Genomic DNA, 17,148 nt, shown 5'->3' with positions numbered 1-17,148 from the left:
TGCAGGCGCTTTTTTATTGCCTAGCTTATTCTTTAATAAAGCAAAAAGTTTATTTTGTAGTACTGTTATAGGTGAATTAATGATACTCAAAAGGGCTCTTCCGGATTCTTGAGCTCTGATTTTCAGGTTTATCTGAATAAAAAAGGACTCTATGGCAATGGCTAGCAGGCAACAGGATGCGTTATTGGAGTGTTTACTGTTCATGTCCCGGCACTATGGCATGAGTAACACGAGTGAGGCGTTGACCGCCGGTTTGCCATTGGAAAATGGTGTGCTGACGCCGGAACTGTTTCCCCGTGCCGCGCACAGAGCCGGTTTTGTTGTTGATTATTTTGCTTCTTCTTTTGAATCTGTTCCTGTCTTGCTGCTACCGTGTGTTTTATTGATGAAAGACGGGCGAGCAGCCGTCTTGTTATCTCTGGATAAAGAAACTTCGCAGGCTGTACTATTTTATCCGGTAGGTAGTGTTGGTCAGCAATCTGTCTCTTTTTCTGTTCTGGAAAGCGAATTTTCAGGTAACGGATTTTATATCAAACGTCGTCTGCAATTTGATGCGCGGGCACCGGAAGTACTGAAACCCCGGAGCGGGCACTGGTTCTGGAGTACGTTGCTTGAGTCTGTGCCTATCTATAAAGATGTGCTGGTGGCGTCATTACTGATCAATATCTTCGTCATTGCCAGTCCGATTTTTATCATGAATGTTTACGACAAGATCGTACCTAATCTGGCATTCGATTCGCTCTGGGTTCTGGCAATCGGTGTTTCACTGATATTTGCCTTTGACCTTATCATCCGGCAATTAAGAAGCTATTTCATTGATATAGCAGGTAAAAAATCGGATTTACTGCTTTCGGCAAAAATCTTTGCCAAGGTTCTTGGTATCCGTATGGAGTCAAGACCTATCTCAACGGGAGCTTTTGCCCGTCATCTGCAGGAATTTGAATCCATCAGGGAGTTTTTCACTTCAGCCACCGTCTCGGCACTGGTGGATTTGCCTTTTGCCTTCCTGTTTCTGCTGGTTATCTGGATATTTGCCGGGGTACTGGCGGTCGTTCCCCTGGTTGCCATCATCATTATGATTGTCTACAGCCTCTATATTCAGGCGCCGCTACGGCAGAGCATCGAGGAAAGCAGCCGGTTGGCATCACAAAAATATGCCACGGTAATAGAAGCGCTGGCCGGATTGGAATCGGTCAAGATCCATAATGCGGAAGGTCAGTTCCAGCATCGCTGGGAGCAGGCGGTCAGCCATATGGCGAATGTCGGCATCGAAACCCGCAAGATCACAAATATGGTAGGGGGACTGGCAAGCTATGTTCAGCAAATGACCATGGTTGCGATTGTGGTTCTCGGGGTATATGAAATATCCGAAGGCAATCTGTCGATGGGTGGCATGATTGCGGCGGTGATGCTTTCCGGCCGTGCAATTGGTCCGTTGATCCAGTTATCTGTCTTATCAACCCGCTATAACCAGGCTAAATCCGCCTTGCTGTTGCTTGAAACTATCATGCAAAGCCCGTCAGAAAGAGAAGATGACAGAAATTATCTTGATTATGATCGTCTGTCCGGGCGCATCGAACTGGACGACGTGTCATTCAACTACCCGGGTATTGAACAGGCGGCGCTGAAGCATGTTTCTCTCAAGATCCAGCCCGGTGAAAAAGTGGCGGTGATAGGTCGCATCGGCGCCGGAAAAACTACCCTCGAGAAGCTCATCCTTGGTCTCTACAAACCTTTGGAAGGGGCTGTTCGTCTGGATGGATTTGAACTGCCCCAGCTTCACCCTTCCACGATCCGAAATAATATCGGGTGTGTTCCGCAGGATTTTGCACTGTTCTACGGGACAATCCGTCAGAACATTCAACTTGGCCATCCTCAGGCCACGGATGCGCAAATATTACGTGCGGCTCATCGGGCGGGTGTCAGCCAGTTTACCAACCATGATCCTAACGGTCTGGATCGGCAGGTCGGGGAAGGTGGCAGAAACTTATCCGGTGGTCAGCGACAGTCAATTGCGCTGGCCCGGGCATTATTGCTTGATCCGCCGATTCTCATTCTGGATGAACCCACCGCCAATATGGATAACCGCTCTGAAGGTATAGTTAAACGGGAGCTGGCCGGTTTATCTGCTGACACAACCATGATTTTGATTACTCACCGAACCTCAATGCTGGATATCGTAAACAGGATCATTGTGCTTGAGCAGGGAGTGGTCGTTGCTGATGGTCCGAAAGATTTGGTATTACAGCAACTTAAAGAAGGTAAAGTTCGGGCGAAGGAGGCATTGTAATGGCGAATTCCGGACTTAGTCAAAAGCAGCAAAATCTGCTTGATGATGCTTCTGCTGCCGTCTTGCTGACAACCCCCCGTGGCGCCAGAGCATTACTCTGGGCCTGTTTTCTGTTTTTTATTGTTGCCATTATCTGGGCTGCCTGGGCAGAACTGGACGAAGTGACCCGAGGTGAAGGCAAGGTTATTCCTTCGAAGCAGTTGCAGGTGATCCAGAATCTGGAAGGGGGCATTGTAAAAGAAATATTTGCCCGGGAAGGACAGCAGGTTGAACAGGGGCAGGAATTACTGCGCATTGATGATACCCGTTTCAGTTCAGACTTCCGGGAAAGGCAGCAGGAACTGATCAGTCTGCAGGGCGACGTCGCCCGCCTGAAAGCAGAGATAGCGAGTATTACGGTGTCTAATGATTCCACGCTGCCCTGGCGGGAGCAGGCTGTACTTAAAGAACAGACCATTGTTTTCCCGGATGATTATGAAAAATCCTTTCCCGAAAACGCAGCCCGGCAGCGGAGCGCTCTGCAGGTCAATATTAATAACCTCAATAACCAGCTGGTCATCATGGGGCAGCAGATTGAGCAGAAAGAAAACGAGATTCTGGAGATCAATAACAAAATCAGGACATATGGCCGCAGCGTCGGTTTGGCCAGCAGAGAGGTCGCCATCAATCGTCCTTTGGTGAAAGAAGGTATCGTTTCCCAGGTTGATCTCCTGAAAATGCAAAGACAGCTCAATGACATGCAGGGTGAGTTAGAAAATGCAAGATTATTGTTACCCAAACAGAATTCTTTGCTAAGAGAGTCTATTCTTAAACGGAAAGATGTCGCTCTTAAGTTCCGAGTGGATGCACAGAAGGAGATGGAAGAAAAACAGAGCAGGCTTTCGCAGTTAAAAGAGGGTCAGGTCGGATTACGCGATCGGGTTTCCAGAACCAGTGTCACGTCCCCGGTCAAAGGGACGATAAAAACACTGAAGGTGAATACGGTTGGCGGTGTTGTTCAGCCAGGTATGGACATCGTGGAAATTGTTCCAACGGAAGACACTCTTTTGATTGAGGCTAAAGTATTACCCAAGGATATTGCGTTTTTACGTCCGGGGTTGAAGGCAATGGTGAAGTTTACTGCCTATGATTTCACTATTTATGGAGGATTAGACGGGAAACTTGAACATATAAGCGCAGATTCAATCCAGGATGATAAGGGTAATTCGTTTTACCTGGTCCGGGTGCGGACGGAGCGTAGTTTTCTGGGTGATGAAAAGGCGCCGTTGCCAATCATTCCCGGGATGATGGCAACAGTTGATATCGTTACAGGGAAAAAAAGTGTTCTTGAATATTTGTTAAAACCTATTCTGCGTGCCAAACAATCAGCACTGCGAGAACGATGAAACAGGAAGGGGATATAACTATGGACAAAATATGTAAATTATCTGCGCTGGCCGTGTTTATCAGTTTGTTCACGAGTACCGCAGGCGCTGCATCGTTGGAAGCAACAATAGCCCAATCGTTAATGGATAATCCGGAAGTCAGACAGGCATATGATAACTATGTGACCAGAACACATCTGGTCGGGCAGGCGGAAGCCGGTTATTACCCCAAGGTTGATCTGAGTGCCGGTATCGGGAAAGAGAAATATGACAATGATGATGTGGATTATGACGGACACACATTAACCCGCAAGCAAATGGGTGTTTCTCTGACTCAGATGTTGTTTGACGGTTTTGCAACCAGCAGCAATGTCGACAGAACAAAAGCGGAAGCGCTGGCGCAAAACCATGCCTTGTTTGCGCAGGCAAACAATACGGCTTTGCGTGTCACAGAAGTTTATCTGAATGTACTGCGGACGCAGGAAATATATCAGCTTTCAAAAGAAAACCTGGCTACTCATCAGGCAATCATGGCTGATATCGGTAAAAGAACAGATTCAGGCGTTGGGTCTACCGCTGATTATATGCAGATCAAAGGTCGTGTAGCCCGGGCTCAGGCGAATTTGTCCGCTGCAGAAAACAACATGCTTGATGCTAAAGCGGAATATTTCCGTGTCACCAATACTGAACCAATGGATCTGACTCAACCAGTACCAGCAGCCGGAAATTTACCTGCCTCATTGCCTGATGCTCTGGCGTCAGCACAGAAAGTGCATCCTACACTGTTGTCGGCAGATCAGGATATTGAAGCAACCCGTTATCAGTATGAAGGCTCTAAAGCGAACTTTTATCCTAAGCTTTCTCTGGAAGCAGATCAGAACTTTTATGAGGATATCGATGGTCGTGAGGGAAGTATCGACAGCGGCAAGGTGATGCTGATGGCGCGTTACAACCTGTTTAATGGTGGTGCCGATATTGCCCAGAAACGCGCGACCGCATCTCAGATGGCGGAAGCGAAAGATGTGAAAACGAATGCATCCCGTCAGGTGCAGGAAGGCTTGAGCCTGGCCTGGAATGCAAGAGAGGCTTTGCTGAAGCAAAAAGAGTTCATGCAACAGCATGTGCTGGCCAGCTATGACACAGTAATGGCATATCGGAAACAGTTCTTGTTAGGTACCCGTTCTTTACTGGATGTGCTGAACACAGAAAATGAGCTGTTTGAAGCACGTCAGAGTTCAGTAAATACAGATTATGATGCACTGTATGCGGAATACCGAATACTGAATGCCACTGGTAAATTGCTGGATAGTGTCAGTTTTAAAGCACCGGCTGAATGGCAGAAAGAAAATAATTAAGTAATTATGACTTTTCTGACCATATCAGGGTCTGGCTCCCGCTGGGGATGGAGTGCTCTGTTATTTCTGGGAGTACTGTTTCTCAGCGGGAGTTCGTCGTTTTTACTGGCCGATGCGCTTGATACAAAAGAGCGTCAGCTGGCGGATCGAATACAGGCTGAATATGGTGCAAGAGCGGCGCGCAGGGTGATTGACTGGCGATTATTAATTCAGCGCGCCAATGCAGAACAGTGGAGTAAACAGCAGGCGCTGGAAGAAACGAACCGCTTTTTTAATCGCCAGATATTTATTGATGATATCAAGCTGTGGGGTCAGAACGATTATTGGGCATCACCCGCTGAATTTCTGGCAGTTGGCGGTGGTGATTGTGAGGATTTCAGTATTGCCAAATATTTTACATTACGTGAAATGGGATTTACTGATGAAAGTTTACGGCTTATTTATGTTAAAGCGATTAATTATAATCAATTCCATATGGTTGTAGCCAATTATGCGACGCCATCTTCTATGCCAGTGATATTGGATAACCTTGATCCTGTTCTTAAACCTGCCAATTTGCGGACAGACCTGGTTCCTGTCTATAGTTTTAATGGTAGTCATCTGTGGTTGATGAAGGCTAAAGGTCAGGGGCAACTGGCGGGATCATCTGGGCGGTTAAGTTTATGGTCAGGATTACAAAAAAGGCTCAGCGCTCAGAATTTTAACCGGCCAATTTTAAATTTGGATAATTAACCATGACTCTCTATAAGCAGATTCTCGCTTTTGTGATATTTCTTTTTGCCGGCTTGCTGATCATTGCTTATGCAGTGCAGTTTCAGTCCACCAGAGATTACCTGGCCGAACAGCAGCGGGTTTCCGTCATTAATACTGCGAATTCTGTCGGGATTGCATTAACGCCTTATCTGGAAACCGGTGATAAGGTCGGCGCAGAGTCAATAATAAATGCCGCGTTTGATGGTGGTTATTATCAGGAGATACATCTTGATCTTCTGGCATCCAAACAAACAATCGAAAAAACCAATAAGAAAGAAATTGAAGGTGTGCCTGGCTGGTTTATTCAGCTTAATCTTTTCAAAAGTGAAACGTATGAATCAATCCTGACATCCGGGTGGTTGCAACTCGGCAAGTTACAGGTAAAAGGACATCCGGGAGATGCCTATTTTCAATTCTGGCGGACAATGTCGAACCTGTTCTGGTCATATATTGCCTGTTTTATTGTTGTCTCCGTTCTGGTTGTTACGGCATTACATTTCTTATTGCGGCCTTTAAACCTCATCCGCAGACAGGCGGTTGAAATTGAGAAACATCATTTTAATAAATCCATTCCCTTACCGAAAACGCTGGAGCTCAGGGAAGTCGTTCAGTCAATTAATACACTGACAGTAAAACTGGCCAAACAATTTAAAGAAGAAGCGGTTGCCGCAGATTTATTAAGAGAACGGGCGTTCAGAGATGCGGTTTCCGGTCTGGGTAACAGAGCCTATTTTATTGGTCAGATTAATGCGTGGATCGCAGAGCATGGTACTGGCGGCATCATGCTGGTGGCTGTCGATGCATTAGATGAGATTTACCGTATCGAAGGTTATGGGGCACGAGATCAGATGGTCAGGCAGATAGCCAATGCCCTGCAAACCAAACTGGCTTATCTGGACAGTGCCGCTATTGCGCGTATCAGCGCGACAGAATATGCAGTGCTGTTACCAGGCCTGACCAGCGAAGACTTACTGGAAACGGCGCATATTCTGAATGATGCTATCGCTGAACTGATTGTGAATCCGCTGGAGACGGATTCGGCATTTTCAGTCATTGGTATTGCAGTCAGAAATGAAGATGAGGATTTATCGGCTTTGCTGACCAAAGCGGATAGTGCATTACGTCGGGCCAGAAGTGAACGTTTAGGTGCGGTGACAATCGAGCATGCGGAAAAGGCGGATACGCTTGGCCGGTTGGCCTGGAAAGATATTATTCTTGAAGCGCTGGAACATGATCAGTTTGATTTTCGTGTTCAGCCGGTCACCATGCTGACCGGAGAGAAAGCGCTGCCATCCGAATTATTTACCGGAATCCGGCATCAGGGGCAACGCTTCAGTGCGGCTCAGTTTATGGCGGCTGTTGAAATGTTTAAGCTGGGCGAAAAACTGGATCGCTATGTGCTCGAACATGCGGTTTTTGTGTTGTCTGCAAATCCAGGTATGAGTTTGTCGGTCAACCTGACCATTGGCAGTATTTCTTCTCTGTCCTTTCTGAATTATCTGAATGATTTCTTTATAAAAAACCACGGGCTCTCCCGTCGTATTGCGATAGAGATTCCGGAAAACGCCATATTTCATCAGCGGGAAGCGGTGAAATCGTTAAGTGAGATATGTAAGCATTTCAATGTGATGTGGGGAATAGACCAGTTTGGTCGTCATTTCCAGTCGCTGGAGTATCTGACGGAATTGTCACCCGTATATGTGAAGGTTGATCAAGGATATATGAGCATTATCAGTAAAGATGAAAATGCGCAAAGTGTTCTGGCCGCAGTATGCCGTACAGCACATAACGCGGGTGTCATCACTGTGGTGACCCGGGTCGAGAATGAACAGCAGATGGAAATAATTAATCAGCTGTTTGTCGATGCCTATCAGGGGATTGTCCATCCGGCCCGCGAGATCTGATTATCAGGGCTTAACACTGATAAAAGGGTGCATAATGGCACCCTTTTTCATTGCTGCTGCATTTTTTGTTCGATTTTCTGCATCAATTATCTTCATTTGGCGCACGCTTTGCGCATTCTTTTCAACGTACATAATCCATTTGGTTACTAAAATTTAATCAACAAAGTTGTAACTTCGTGTTCCGCTGTTGGGGGTGGGTTATGAATAATCAGACAATCACAGAAGTCTCTCGTGTGACGTTTATCTCCGGTGTCGCAAAAGTCCGCACACCTGATGGCGAGGTACACGATCTGAAGGTGGGAGACATTCTGCAACCAGGCACGGAAGTAATACTGGCCGATGCCTCCGTTTTCGTTGTGGAAGCGACTGCGCCTGAAGCGACGGGTGCGCAAATGCCGCCAGAAGCCGTTGCGGCGGGCGATCTTCCTGCCGATCAACAACCAGCCAGTCCGGAAATGGGAAGTGCGGATGATCAGACGCTGGCCCAGATCAATCAATTACAGCAAGCCATTCTGGCCGGGGCTGATCCGACCGAGGCATTCGAAGCTGCCGCGGCCGGTGTGGCCGCCGATGCAGGTGGCAGAGGTCCGGGTAGTGGTAATAGCGGGTTTGTCTCTATCGATCGTGTCGGTAATGCAACTATTGCAGCTGCCGGATATGACACAGCGGCACAGCATGCTGCACCGCAAGCTCACTTTGATGAGCCTGCAGCACTGATTCCGGAAGAGGAAAACCGTCCGACACTCGTTGCTCCGGATACCAATACCGTTAAGGAAGACACCCCGGCCACCGGTAATGTGCTGGCTAACGACAGCGATCCGGATGATGCATTATCTGTCGCTAACTTTGTTATTAATGGACAAAATTTCTTAGCAGGTAGCACTGCTTCGTTAGATGGTATCGGTTCATTAATAATTAATGTAGATGGTAGTTATACATTCACTCCAGTATCTGATTGGAATGGGGATGTTCCTCAAGTTACTTACACCACTAATACCGGTGCTAGTTCAACGTTAGATATTAATGTCACACCGGTGAATGATAACCCGGATGCGGTGAACGATGATCCTGAGGCAAATCCTGATGCGTTAACCACCAAAGAAGACGTTCCGCTGACCATTCTGCCTGGTATCTTACTGGCAAATGATTCGGATATTGATGGTGATCCGCTGAGTATTCTCAGTGTGCAGAATGCAGTGAATGGCTCCGTGTCACTGGTCAATGGCAATGTGGTGTTCACGCCGACCGCAGACTACAACGGCCCAGCCAGCTTCACCTACACCATCAGCGATGGTGCGGGAGGGACAGACACTGCGACGGTCAGTATTGATGTCACTCCGGTGAATGATGATCCGGATGCGGTGAACGATGATCCTGAGGCAAATCCTGATGCATTAACCACCAAAGAAGACGTTCCGCTGACCATTCTGCCAGCGACTTTACTGGCGAATGATTCGGATATTGATGGCGATCCGTTGAGTATTGTCAGTGTGCAGAATGCAGTGAATGGCGCTGTGTCGCTGGTCAATGGCAATGTGGTGTTCACGCCGGCCACAGACTATAACGGTCCTGCCAGTTTCACCTACACCATCAGTGATGGTAAGGGGGGGACAGATACCGCGACAGTAACCATCACCATCACTCCGGATAATGATCCGCCGGTCGCGTTGGCAGATAACTACAGTGTGCTTGAGGATCATACACTGACGGTTGACGGAAACGTCTTTGATAGTCTGCTGTTGAATGACAGTGACATTGATGGAGATACCCTGACCGTCAATACCACACCGGTGACGGATGTGGCACACGGAACGCTGGTTCTGAATGAAAACGGTACATTTACCTACACCCCGGACGATAACTATAACGGTACCGACAGCTTTGTCTACGAGGTGAGTGATGGTAAGGGTGGTACAGATACCGCGACAGTAACCATCACCATCACTCCGGATAATGACCCGCCGGTCGCGTTGGCAGATAACTACAGTGTGCTTGAGGATCATACACTGACGGTTGACGGAAACGTCTTTGATAGTCTGCTGTTGAATGACAGTGACATTGATGGAGATACCCTGACCGTCAATACCACACCGGTGACGGATGTGGCACACGGAACGCTGGTTCTGAATGGAAACGGTACATTTACCTACACCCCGGACGATAACTATAACGGTACCGACAGCTTTGTCTACGAGGTGAGTGATGGTAAGGGTGGTACAGATACCGCGACAGTAACCATCACCATCACTCCGGATAATGACCCGCCGGTCGCGTTGGCAGATAACTACAGTGTGCTTGAGGATCATACACTGACGGTTGACGGAAACGTCTTTGATAGTCTGCTGTTGAATGACAGTGACATTGATGGAGATACCCTGACCGTCAATACCACACCGGTGACGGATGTGGCACACGGAACGCTGGTTCTGAATGAAAACGGTACATTTACCTACACCCCGGACGATAACTATAACGGTACCGACAGCTTTGTCTACGAGGTAAGTGATGGTAAGGGTGGTACAGATACCGCGACAGTAACCATCACCATCACTCCGGACAATGACCCGCCAGTACTGGATCTTGACGGAAACGACTCCACAGCCACAGGGTTTAATTACAATACTCACTATGTTGCAGGCAGTGCCCCAATATCAATTGGTGACTTCAATGACATCGTGATCACAGATCCTGATGTATCTGATGATATAACTAGCGCAACGATTACATTGACTAATCCTCAGAGTGGCGACGTACTGGCTGTGGGTACTTTGCCTGCTGGCATTGACTACAGCATCAGTCCGGATGGCTGGATAGTTACTCTTACCGGCAGCGCCAGCCGGGATGCTTATGAGCAGGCAATTGCTGCGGTCACCTTCTCTAACACAGAGGATGATTTGTCATCCATTAACCGCACCATTGACGTAGTGGTTAATGACGGTGATGTTGATTCTAATCATGCCACAACAACGATTGACATAAATCCATATGTTAATGTCAACATTGTTTCGGACATGATGTCGGACGATCAGACCAGTCAGGTGACCTTTACCTTCAGTGAAGCTGTGACCGGTTTTACTCAGACAGACCTGACAGTGACCGGTGGTACTGTTTCTATGCCGGTGGATAGCGGGGATGGGATCCACTGGACAGCCACTTTCACTCCTACACCTGGTTACTCAGGTGCTGCCGAAGTAACAGTCAATAGCCTGAGCTACGCTGATCTGGCAGGAAATCCGGGTAGTAGCGGTACGGATACTGTCTATATTTCCCCGATCTCTTATCAGGATGCAGATACTGGGTGGCTCATGAATGAGATTGACAGCTCTGACTCCTTCGATATGAAAGTGAAAGGCGGGAATGTAACACTTGCTACCAACGGGGTGATTTACTGGGATTTTCTGGTGAGAGATGCTGACAATAACGCAACAATCACATTTGGCACTGGTAAATTACCGGATACAATCATACCTAGCTATACCAAGCTGTATAATGCGGATGGCACCGTGGTATTCAGGGTCTATTTAACTGCGACAGCAAGTACAACGGTCACTCCGTCTGACCAGTTTGATATCTATTTTCATAATGTGGATGCTGATGGGACGGATGGGCTACGACCAACAATTGTACTGCTTAACTCCGATGAGTTTATCCGTCCTCACAACAACTACAATACAAACTATCTCAGTCCATTAGTCTTTGATACTGGCGCTGTCACTGTAAATAACACTGTGGCTGATCAGGATTGGCTGAGTCCTTACGCAATGGATGACACTAATGTCAATGGTGGTGAATTCTCTACCGGTACTATTGAACTCCAGACTGGTGTAACTCAGCATTACTATGGTGGCGATGATATCGTCTACGGTACTACCGGGCATGACATTCTGTCTGGTGGCAACGATCATGACTTTATTGCCGGCCGAGCAGGTAACGATCAGTTATATGGCGGTGATGGAAATGACACCCTGGTGGGCGGTTATGGCAACGATATGTTATATGGTGATGCCGGTAATGATATTCTGCTGGGTGGTCCAAGTAACGATATCCTGAATGGCGGAGATGGCACGGATACTGCGATGTACGCAGATGCGACTGCTGGAGTGACGGTGAACCTGAGCACCAATTCAGCGACTGGTGGTGACGGTACTGATATTCTCTCGAATATTGAGAATATCACCGGTTCTAATTTCGACGATAGTCTGACAGGAAATGACGGCATCAATGTGCTTAATGGTGGTGCCGGTGCGGATACGCTCACCGGCGGTCTGGGCGATGACATCCTGACGGGTGGTAGTGGTGCGGATATCTTCAAATGGACGGCTGCCGATATCACATCATCGGGTGCTCCGTTCGAGGATACCATTACTGATTTCTCTATAGATCAGCATGATATGCTGGATTTAACCGACGTACTGACAAATGAACCTGCAAATGATCTGAGTAACTATCTGACATTTACTACTACCAGCAATGGTGTTGAGGTCTCTGTTCATGCATCCGGAGACATTAACATTACAGACATGACCATTGTTATTCAGAATCCAACAGATACTTTGGCTGAATTACAAACCTATCTGCAGACCGGAACTGGAGTTATCCACTAAAACAACGGGCGGGAGCAGCATGTCTGCTCCCTGTTTATTTTTAACCGGGTAATTACGCAAATGATTGACTGGATCTCTGTGGATGAAGTGCTTTATCGGTGGGACGGACAAGAAATTGTCTGTGAAACCGGTGTTGGCTATTCAACAAGGATGGAAGGCAATCACCTGGATGGTTTGGAAATAAATGGCAGTGCGGATAATGTTTCCGGACGGCTATTTGTTGATTTTGCTGCCGGGACACTGGCGTTTGAACCTCTGGACGACGAGATCTCCGGGGGGGCAGTGTATTATTCGGTGGATGGAACCGAGACGGTGGCCGAGTTATCGCAACTGCCACGTGTCACCACACTGTATGATGTGATGGCACCGGAGGACGATACTGAGCTCTGGTCGTCTCTGGCCACGATCTCGCAGGTTCATTCTGAGAGTCCGGCTCCAGACGAATTTCATCATCAGTATGATTATATTGCACCGGCAATGTTGCTGGATGAGGGAGATACGACGCTGGATCTGGTATTGCAGAATATCGGTGAGACACAACCGGTGGCGAATACTCCGGAGACGGGTGTCATGCCGGCTGATTTCGAAAGCGTTTATATTAATTCAGGGGTATCTGATCCACTGGACGCCCTGCATTTTTATAATGCGGGTGGTAATGGTCAGCATGGATGATGCGATCAGGGATATTCAGAAGGGCTTGCCTGATAATCAGTAAGCCCTTTTTTATTGCGTGAAGATCAGGTTAATCGTGCAGCATATGACCTAATTTGCCTGCCTTGGTGGCGAGATAAAATTCATTGTAGGCATTGCGACCTTCTTCCAGCGGAATACGTTCCGCGACATGGACGCCGAATTGCTCCATGGCTTTAATCTTGCGCGGGTTATTGGTCATTAAACGTAATGATTTAACACCCAGCGCTTTCAGCATGTCGGCACAGATCGTGTAATCTCGTAAATCCGGAGCAAAACCAAGTGCTTCGTTCGCTTCTACTGTATCTGCCCCCTGATCCTGCAAATGGTAGGCATGGATTTTGTTCAGCAAACCAATACCACGGCCTTCCTGACGCACATACAGTAAAACACCGCGTTCTTCTTTCGCGATCCGCTGCAATGCTGCTTGCAACTGGAATCCGCAATCACAACGCAAGCTGAATAAGGCATCACCAGTGAGACATTCTGAATGAATACGCGCTAATACCGGAGCATCAGTGGTCAAATCACCCATGGATAAGGCTACATGATCTTTACCCGTCGCTTCTTCTTTGAATCCGGTCATAGTAAAGACGCCCCACGGGGTAGGTAATTGGGCACTAGCGACCAGAGATACACTGCTCATGGACTTCCTCTCTGCTTCATATAGGTTCTTTCCGATTGTGACGATTGTTGCTGATACTGGCAACTGCAATTAAGAATAATTCAATTTGTTTCAGTGTATCGTTCGAAAAGAATGACCTGTTTTTTATCAGAGATGTAAAATTAATATAAGAAGTGTATAAAGGCTTCCACATCCGATAAGGTTCAGGTGAGTCATGAAAAAAGCAGTTTTTGCCGTGCTGGCGTTCATTGCGCTGGCAGTCTCCCCATCTTCGTGGGCAGACGGTTCATTCCGGTGTGGAAATGCGTTGATCTCTGAGGGCGATCCGGCGGCGGTATTGCTGATTAAGTGCGGTCGTCCGCTGACCGTTGATGATACAAGCAGGGTTGTCATTGACGAGTATGGTCACAGACAGGTTGTCCGAACCGGCGAAGTCTGGACTATGTATATGGGACCCGATCACTTTTTACAGATGGTGACAGTAGAAGGTGGCATCATTACACGCATTGTTGATGGTCCCCGGGGTTAGCCGGCTGAAATGACTTTCAGCGGGTTCATATTTTTGATTTCTTTGTTGATCTGGGACAGCAGTTTTCTCCATTTAACGTTATCGACATTGTCATAACATGCTTTGCCGGCTTCGAAATGGAATGGACCTGACTGCTCAATGTAAAAACTGCCCCGATAATAGCTGCGAATGTATTGGGCAATCTTTAAAGCCTGATGTTCACGAAATGAACGTTTCATAGCATAACTCCGGTCTTGTTTGACCACGCTATGGTTTCATCAGTGAGTGTCTTTTTTGTTACATAAAAGTAATGATTTCATGAAGTTTCTGACTGACACCAAAAATGGTTAAAAATAACTCAGTGTTGGGATTTGTTAGAGTCTCTTTCGTGTGAAAAATTTCGGCTTTTTTTTTGTCAAGACTGTCGATTGGTCATCTTTCTGTCATAATGCGCCGCGTCTATCCACTGATGATTAAAATATATGCTAGAAATGTTTAATGGACTCAGCTTTGAACTGGGTCTCGGTTTAGCTGTGGCTTTGATATTTGTTCTTGCCTATGAATTTATCAATGGTTTCCATGATACAGCGAATGCTGTAGCAACCGTTATTTATACCAAGGCAATGCCGCCGCATATGGCTGTTGTTGCTTCCGGTATTTTTAACTGTGCCGGTGTATTAGCCGGTGGGCTGGGGGTTGCCTACGCCATTGTTCACTTGTTGCCTGTTGATTTGTTGCTCAATGTGGCATCGGCACATGGTCTGGTGATGGTGTTTGCCCTACTGAGCTCTGCAATTCTGTGGAACCTGGGTACGTGGTATTTCGGTATTCCTGCCTCCAGTTCTCATACCCTGATTGGCGCTATTCTGGGCGTAGGTCTGGCAAACTCACTGATGACCGGAGTTGAAGTCAGCAAGGGCATCAATGTGCAGAAAGCCATTGATATCATGCTGTCATTGATCGTATCTCCTCTGGTGGGTCTGATGATTGCCGGCGCATTATTACTTCTGATGAAGAAGTATTTTTCCGGTTCCAAAATTCACAAAACACCGGAAGAGCGACAGACATGGGACGGTAAAAAACGTCCGCCGTTCTGGACTCGTTTCACACTGATTGCCTCTGCAATGGGTGTCAGTTTTGTGCATGGTTCTAATGATGGCCAGAAAGGTATCGGTATGATCATGCTGGTGCTGATTGGTATTGTTCCCGGCCAGTTTGTGCTGAACATGGAAAGTACCAGCTACCAGATTGGTCGCACTAAAGATGCCGCGTTGCATATGGGTGATTTCTATAAGCGTAACAGCGCTTACCTGGATCAGATGATCGATCTTAAAAAAGTGCCTAATGCTGAAATGCCGCAGGTCTTTAAGTGCGATACAAAAGACTCAATGTCTTCTATTGCCACAGTTGCAAATATGCTGAGTACCACCGAGCATTACAACCAGCTGGATATTGAGAAACGCAGAGAAGTTCGTCGTTTATTGCTGTGTCTGGATGATACCGCGAAGAAGGTAAGTAAATTACCAGGTATCCCGGCTTCTGAAATCGCCGATCTGAACAAGCTGCGTAAAGATCTGACTCAGACCACCGAGTATGCGCCGACTTGGGTTATTTTCGCTGTTGCGTTAGCGCTGGGCGGCGGAACCATGATCGGCTGGCGCCGTATTGTCTATACCGTAGGTGAAAAGATCGGCCAGAAAGGCATGACTTATTCACAAGGTATGGCGGCACAGATTACCGCTGCATCAGCTATCGGTATTGCCAGTATCAGCGGATTACCGGTATCTACAACGCATGTTCTGTCATCAGCTGTTGCGGGTACCATGTTGGCTAACCGTTCCGGCCTGCAGTCCGGCACAGTGAAAAGCATCGTTTTAGCCTGGATATTAACACTTCCTGTTTCTATCGGCTTATCTGCGGGCCTGTTCTGGGCAGGTACCTATATTTTTGTGAACTGATTAATCGGTTCCTGAAGGGTAAATACAAAAGGCCGGCAGTTCTGAACTGTCGGCCTTTGTCATATCTGCTTCAGCATATAACTGGCACCTTCACCATACTGATCGGTATCGACCTGGAGTCCGGTGTGCAGAAATCCATGTTGTTGCCAGTATGAAACAGCCTGACCAAGTGACACCAGTGACAGCGTCGTATAGCCATGTTTTTTAGCCCATGACTGCAGGTATTGAAGCGTCCTGTTACCAAGGCGCTTTCCTGCATAGCTGGGTGCAATCGCCATATCGTGGATGTAGAGTAATTGTGGCGCTGAGGGCATTTCATAAATGCTGTGCAGACTTGCAGGGTCTTGTGTCCAGGGATGTGCCAGGCAATAACCTGCCACATTATTCTGCCGATCACAGATAGTCAGACAGGTTGTCGGGCCCAGTTTTGTTTTTGAACGTAAGACAGCTTCGGATTCGGGAACAATGTCCGGATAGACTTCATTCTGGATACGGAGGATTGCCGGCCAGTCAGTCTCTTTAATTGCGCGGATAATCATTAAACTAAGCATTATTTTACAAGACGTGTAGTTTACGTCGATACGACTGAATCAGCGAGGAAAGAATAGTGAGCGAAGAGTGGGTTGATATCGTCGATGAAAATAATAATGTCATCGGTACCGCACCGCGTTCCGAGATGCGCCGGCAGAAATTACTGCACAGGGCATCATATATTGTGATCACTAATAAGCTGGGACAAGTGTATGTACAGCGCCGTACTGCAACAAAAGATTATTGCCCCTCTATGCTGGATGCCTGCTGCGGCGGCGTGGTAGCAGCGGGAGAAGACATTCTGTCTTCGGCTTACCGGGAACTGGCTGAAGAGATGGGGATCCGGGATGTATCACTGACACCGCATGGTTCATTTTTGCATATCAATTCCGAGGGGAAAGTCTGGGGCGCGCTTTTCAGCTGTCAGTATGACGGTGAGTTGACGCTGCAGGCGGAAGAAGTCGAGTATGTATTATTGATGACGCCACAGGAAATGCTGGCCCGGGAGTCAGAATTTACGCCGGATTCTCTGGATGCAATCCGGCTCTGGTTGTCACCGCTATAAA

The 17,148-nt window shown here is 47.5% G+C and carries 13 protein-coding genes; 10 read left to right on the top strand and 3 right to left on the bottom strand.

The annotated features are described in order from the left end of the window. The first annotated feature begins 151 nt into the window (after positions 1-151). From HNR75_RS08480 to HNR75_RS08450, 7 genes are all read left to right on the top strand, one after another. Positions 152-2,290, top strand: coding sequence for a type I secretion system permease/ATPase (locus HNR75_RS08480; RefSeq protein ID WP_188026544.1), 2,139 nt, complete (start codon positions 152-154; stop codon positions 2,288-2,290). Beyond that, entirely contained in the window at positions 2,290-3,675 is a 1,386-nt protein-coding gene (locus HNR75_RS08475; protein ID WP_188026543.1) for an HlyD family type I secretion periplasmic adaptor subunit, read from the top strand. Before HNR75_RS08480 ends, HNR75_RS08475 begins: the two co-directional genes overlap by 1 nt. Before the next feature lie 20 nt (positions 3,676-3,695). Next, complete coding sequence (locus HNR75_RS08470; protein ID WP_188026542.1) at positions 3,696-5,009, top strand: TolC family outer membrane protein; 1,314 nt, start codon at positions 3,696-3,698, stop codon at positions 5,007-5,009. Positions 5,010-5,015: 6 nt separating this feature from the next. After that, positions 5,016-5,741: a transglutaminase-like cysteine peptidase gene (locus HNR75_RS08465; protein ID WP_246358822.1), complete on the top strand. Its 726-nt coding sequence runs from the start codon at positions 5,016-5,018 to the stop codon at positions 5,739-5,741. A 2-nt stretch (positions 5,742-5,743) separates the two neighbouring features. Then, positions 5,744-7,666: a bifunctional diguanylate cyclase/phosphodiesterase gene (locus HNR75_RS08460; RefSeq protein ID WP_188026541.1), complete on the top strand. Its 1,923-nt coding sequence runs from the start codon at positions 5,744-5,746 to the stop codon at positions 7,664-7,666. Positions 7,667-7,866: 200 nt separating this feature from the next. Continuing rightward, the gene (locus tag HNR75_RS08455; protein WP_188026540.1) at positions 7,867-12,270 is read left to right on the top strand and encodes a retention module-containing protein; all 4,404 of its coding nucleotides are present in this window, start codon (positions 7,867-7,869) and stop codon (positions 12,268-12,270) included. Positions 12,271-12,330: 60 nt separating this feature from the next. After that, positions 12,331-12,942, top strand: coding sequence for a hypothetical protein (locus HNR75_RS08450; RefSeq protein WP_188026539.1), 612 nt, complete (start codon positions 12,331-12,333; stop codon positions 12,940-12,942). Between the two features lie 70 nt (positions 12,943-13,012). Here the strand turns inward: HNR75_RS08450 and ribA are convergent, their stop codons facing one another. Next, positions 13,013-13,606, bottom strand: coding sequence for a GTP cyclohydrolase II (gene ribA / locus HNR75_RS08445; RefSeq protein WP_188026538.1), 594 nt, complete (start codon positions 13,604-13,606; stop codon positions 13,013-13,015). 193 nt (positions 13,607-13,799) lie between these two features. Between ribA and HNR75_RS08440 the strand changes: the two genes are divergently transcribed. Beyond that, entirely contained in the window at positions 13,800-14,114 is a 315-nt protein-coding gene (locus HNR75_RS08440; RefSeq protein WP_188026537.1) for a DUF2845 domain-containing protein, read from the top strand. Here the strand turns inward: HNR75_RS08440 and HNR75_RS08435 are convergent. Further along, on the bottom strand, positions 14,111-14,332 hold the full coding sequence (locus HNR75_RS08435) for a DUF1107 family protein (protein WP_188026536.1): 222 nt from the start codon (positions 14,330-14,332) through the stop codon (positions 14,111-14,113). The two genes, HNR75_RS08440 and HNR75_RS08435, sit on opposite strands and share 4 nt — an antisense overlap. A 243-nt stretch (positions 14,333-14,575) precedes the next feature. Between HNR75_RS08435 and HNR75_RS08430 the strand changes: the two genes are divergently transcribed. Beyond that, entirely contained in the window at positions 14,576-16,051 is a 1,476-nt protein-coding gene (locus HNR75_RS08430) for an inorganic phosphate transporter (RefSeq protein WP_188026535.1), read from the top strand. A gap of 59 nt (positions 16,052-16,110) precedes the next feature. On the opposite strand, the gene HNR75_RS08425 is transcribed toward HNR75_RS08430, so the two are convergent. Continuing rightward, positions 16,111-16,590 carry a GNAT family N-acetyltransferase gene (locus HNR75_RS08425; protein ID WP_188026534.1) on the bottom strand — a complete coding sequence of 160 codons (480 nt, stop codon included), beginning with the start codon at positions 16,588-16,590 and terminating at the stop codon, positions 16,111-16,113. A 65-nt stretch (positions 16,591-16,655) separates the two neighbouring features. Here HNR75_RS08425 and yfcD point away from each other — a divergent pair, with 65 nt between their 5' ends. Continuing rightward, a complete protein-coding gene (gene yfcD, locus HNR75_RS08420) occupies positions 16,656-17,147 on the top strand; it encodes an NUDIX hydrolase YfcD (RefSeq protein ID WP_188026666.1) in 492 nt (163 codons plus the stop codon). Position 17,148: the final 1 nt, after the last annotated feature.

The organism is Tolumonas osonensis (assembly GCF_014202415.1).
Taxonomy (GTDB): domain Bacteria; phylum Pseudomonadota; class Gammaproteobacteria; order Enterobacterales; family Aeromonadaceae; genus Tolumonas; species Tolumonas osonensis.
This window is presented reverse-complemented; position numbering and strand designations above follow the sequence as displayed.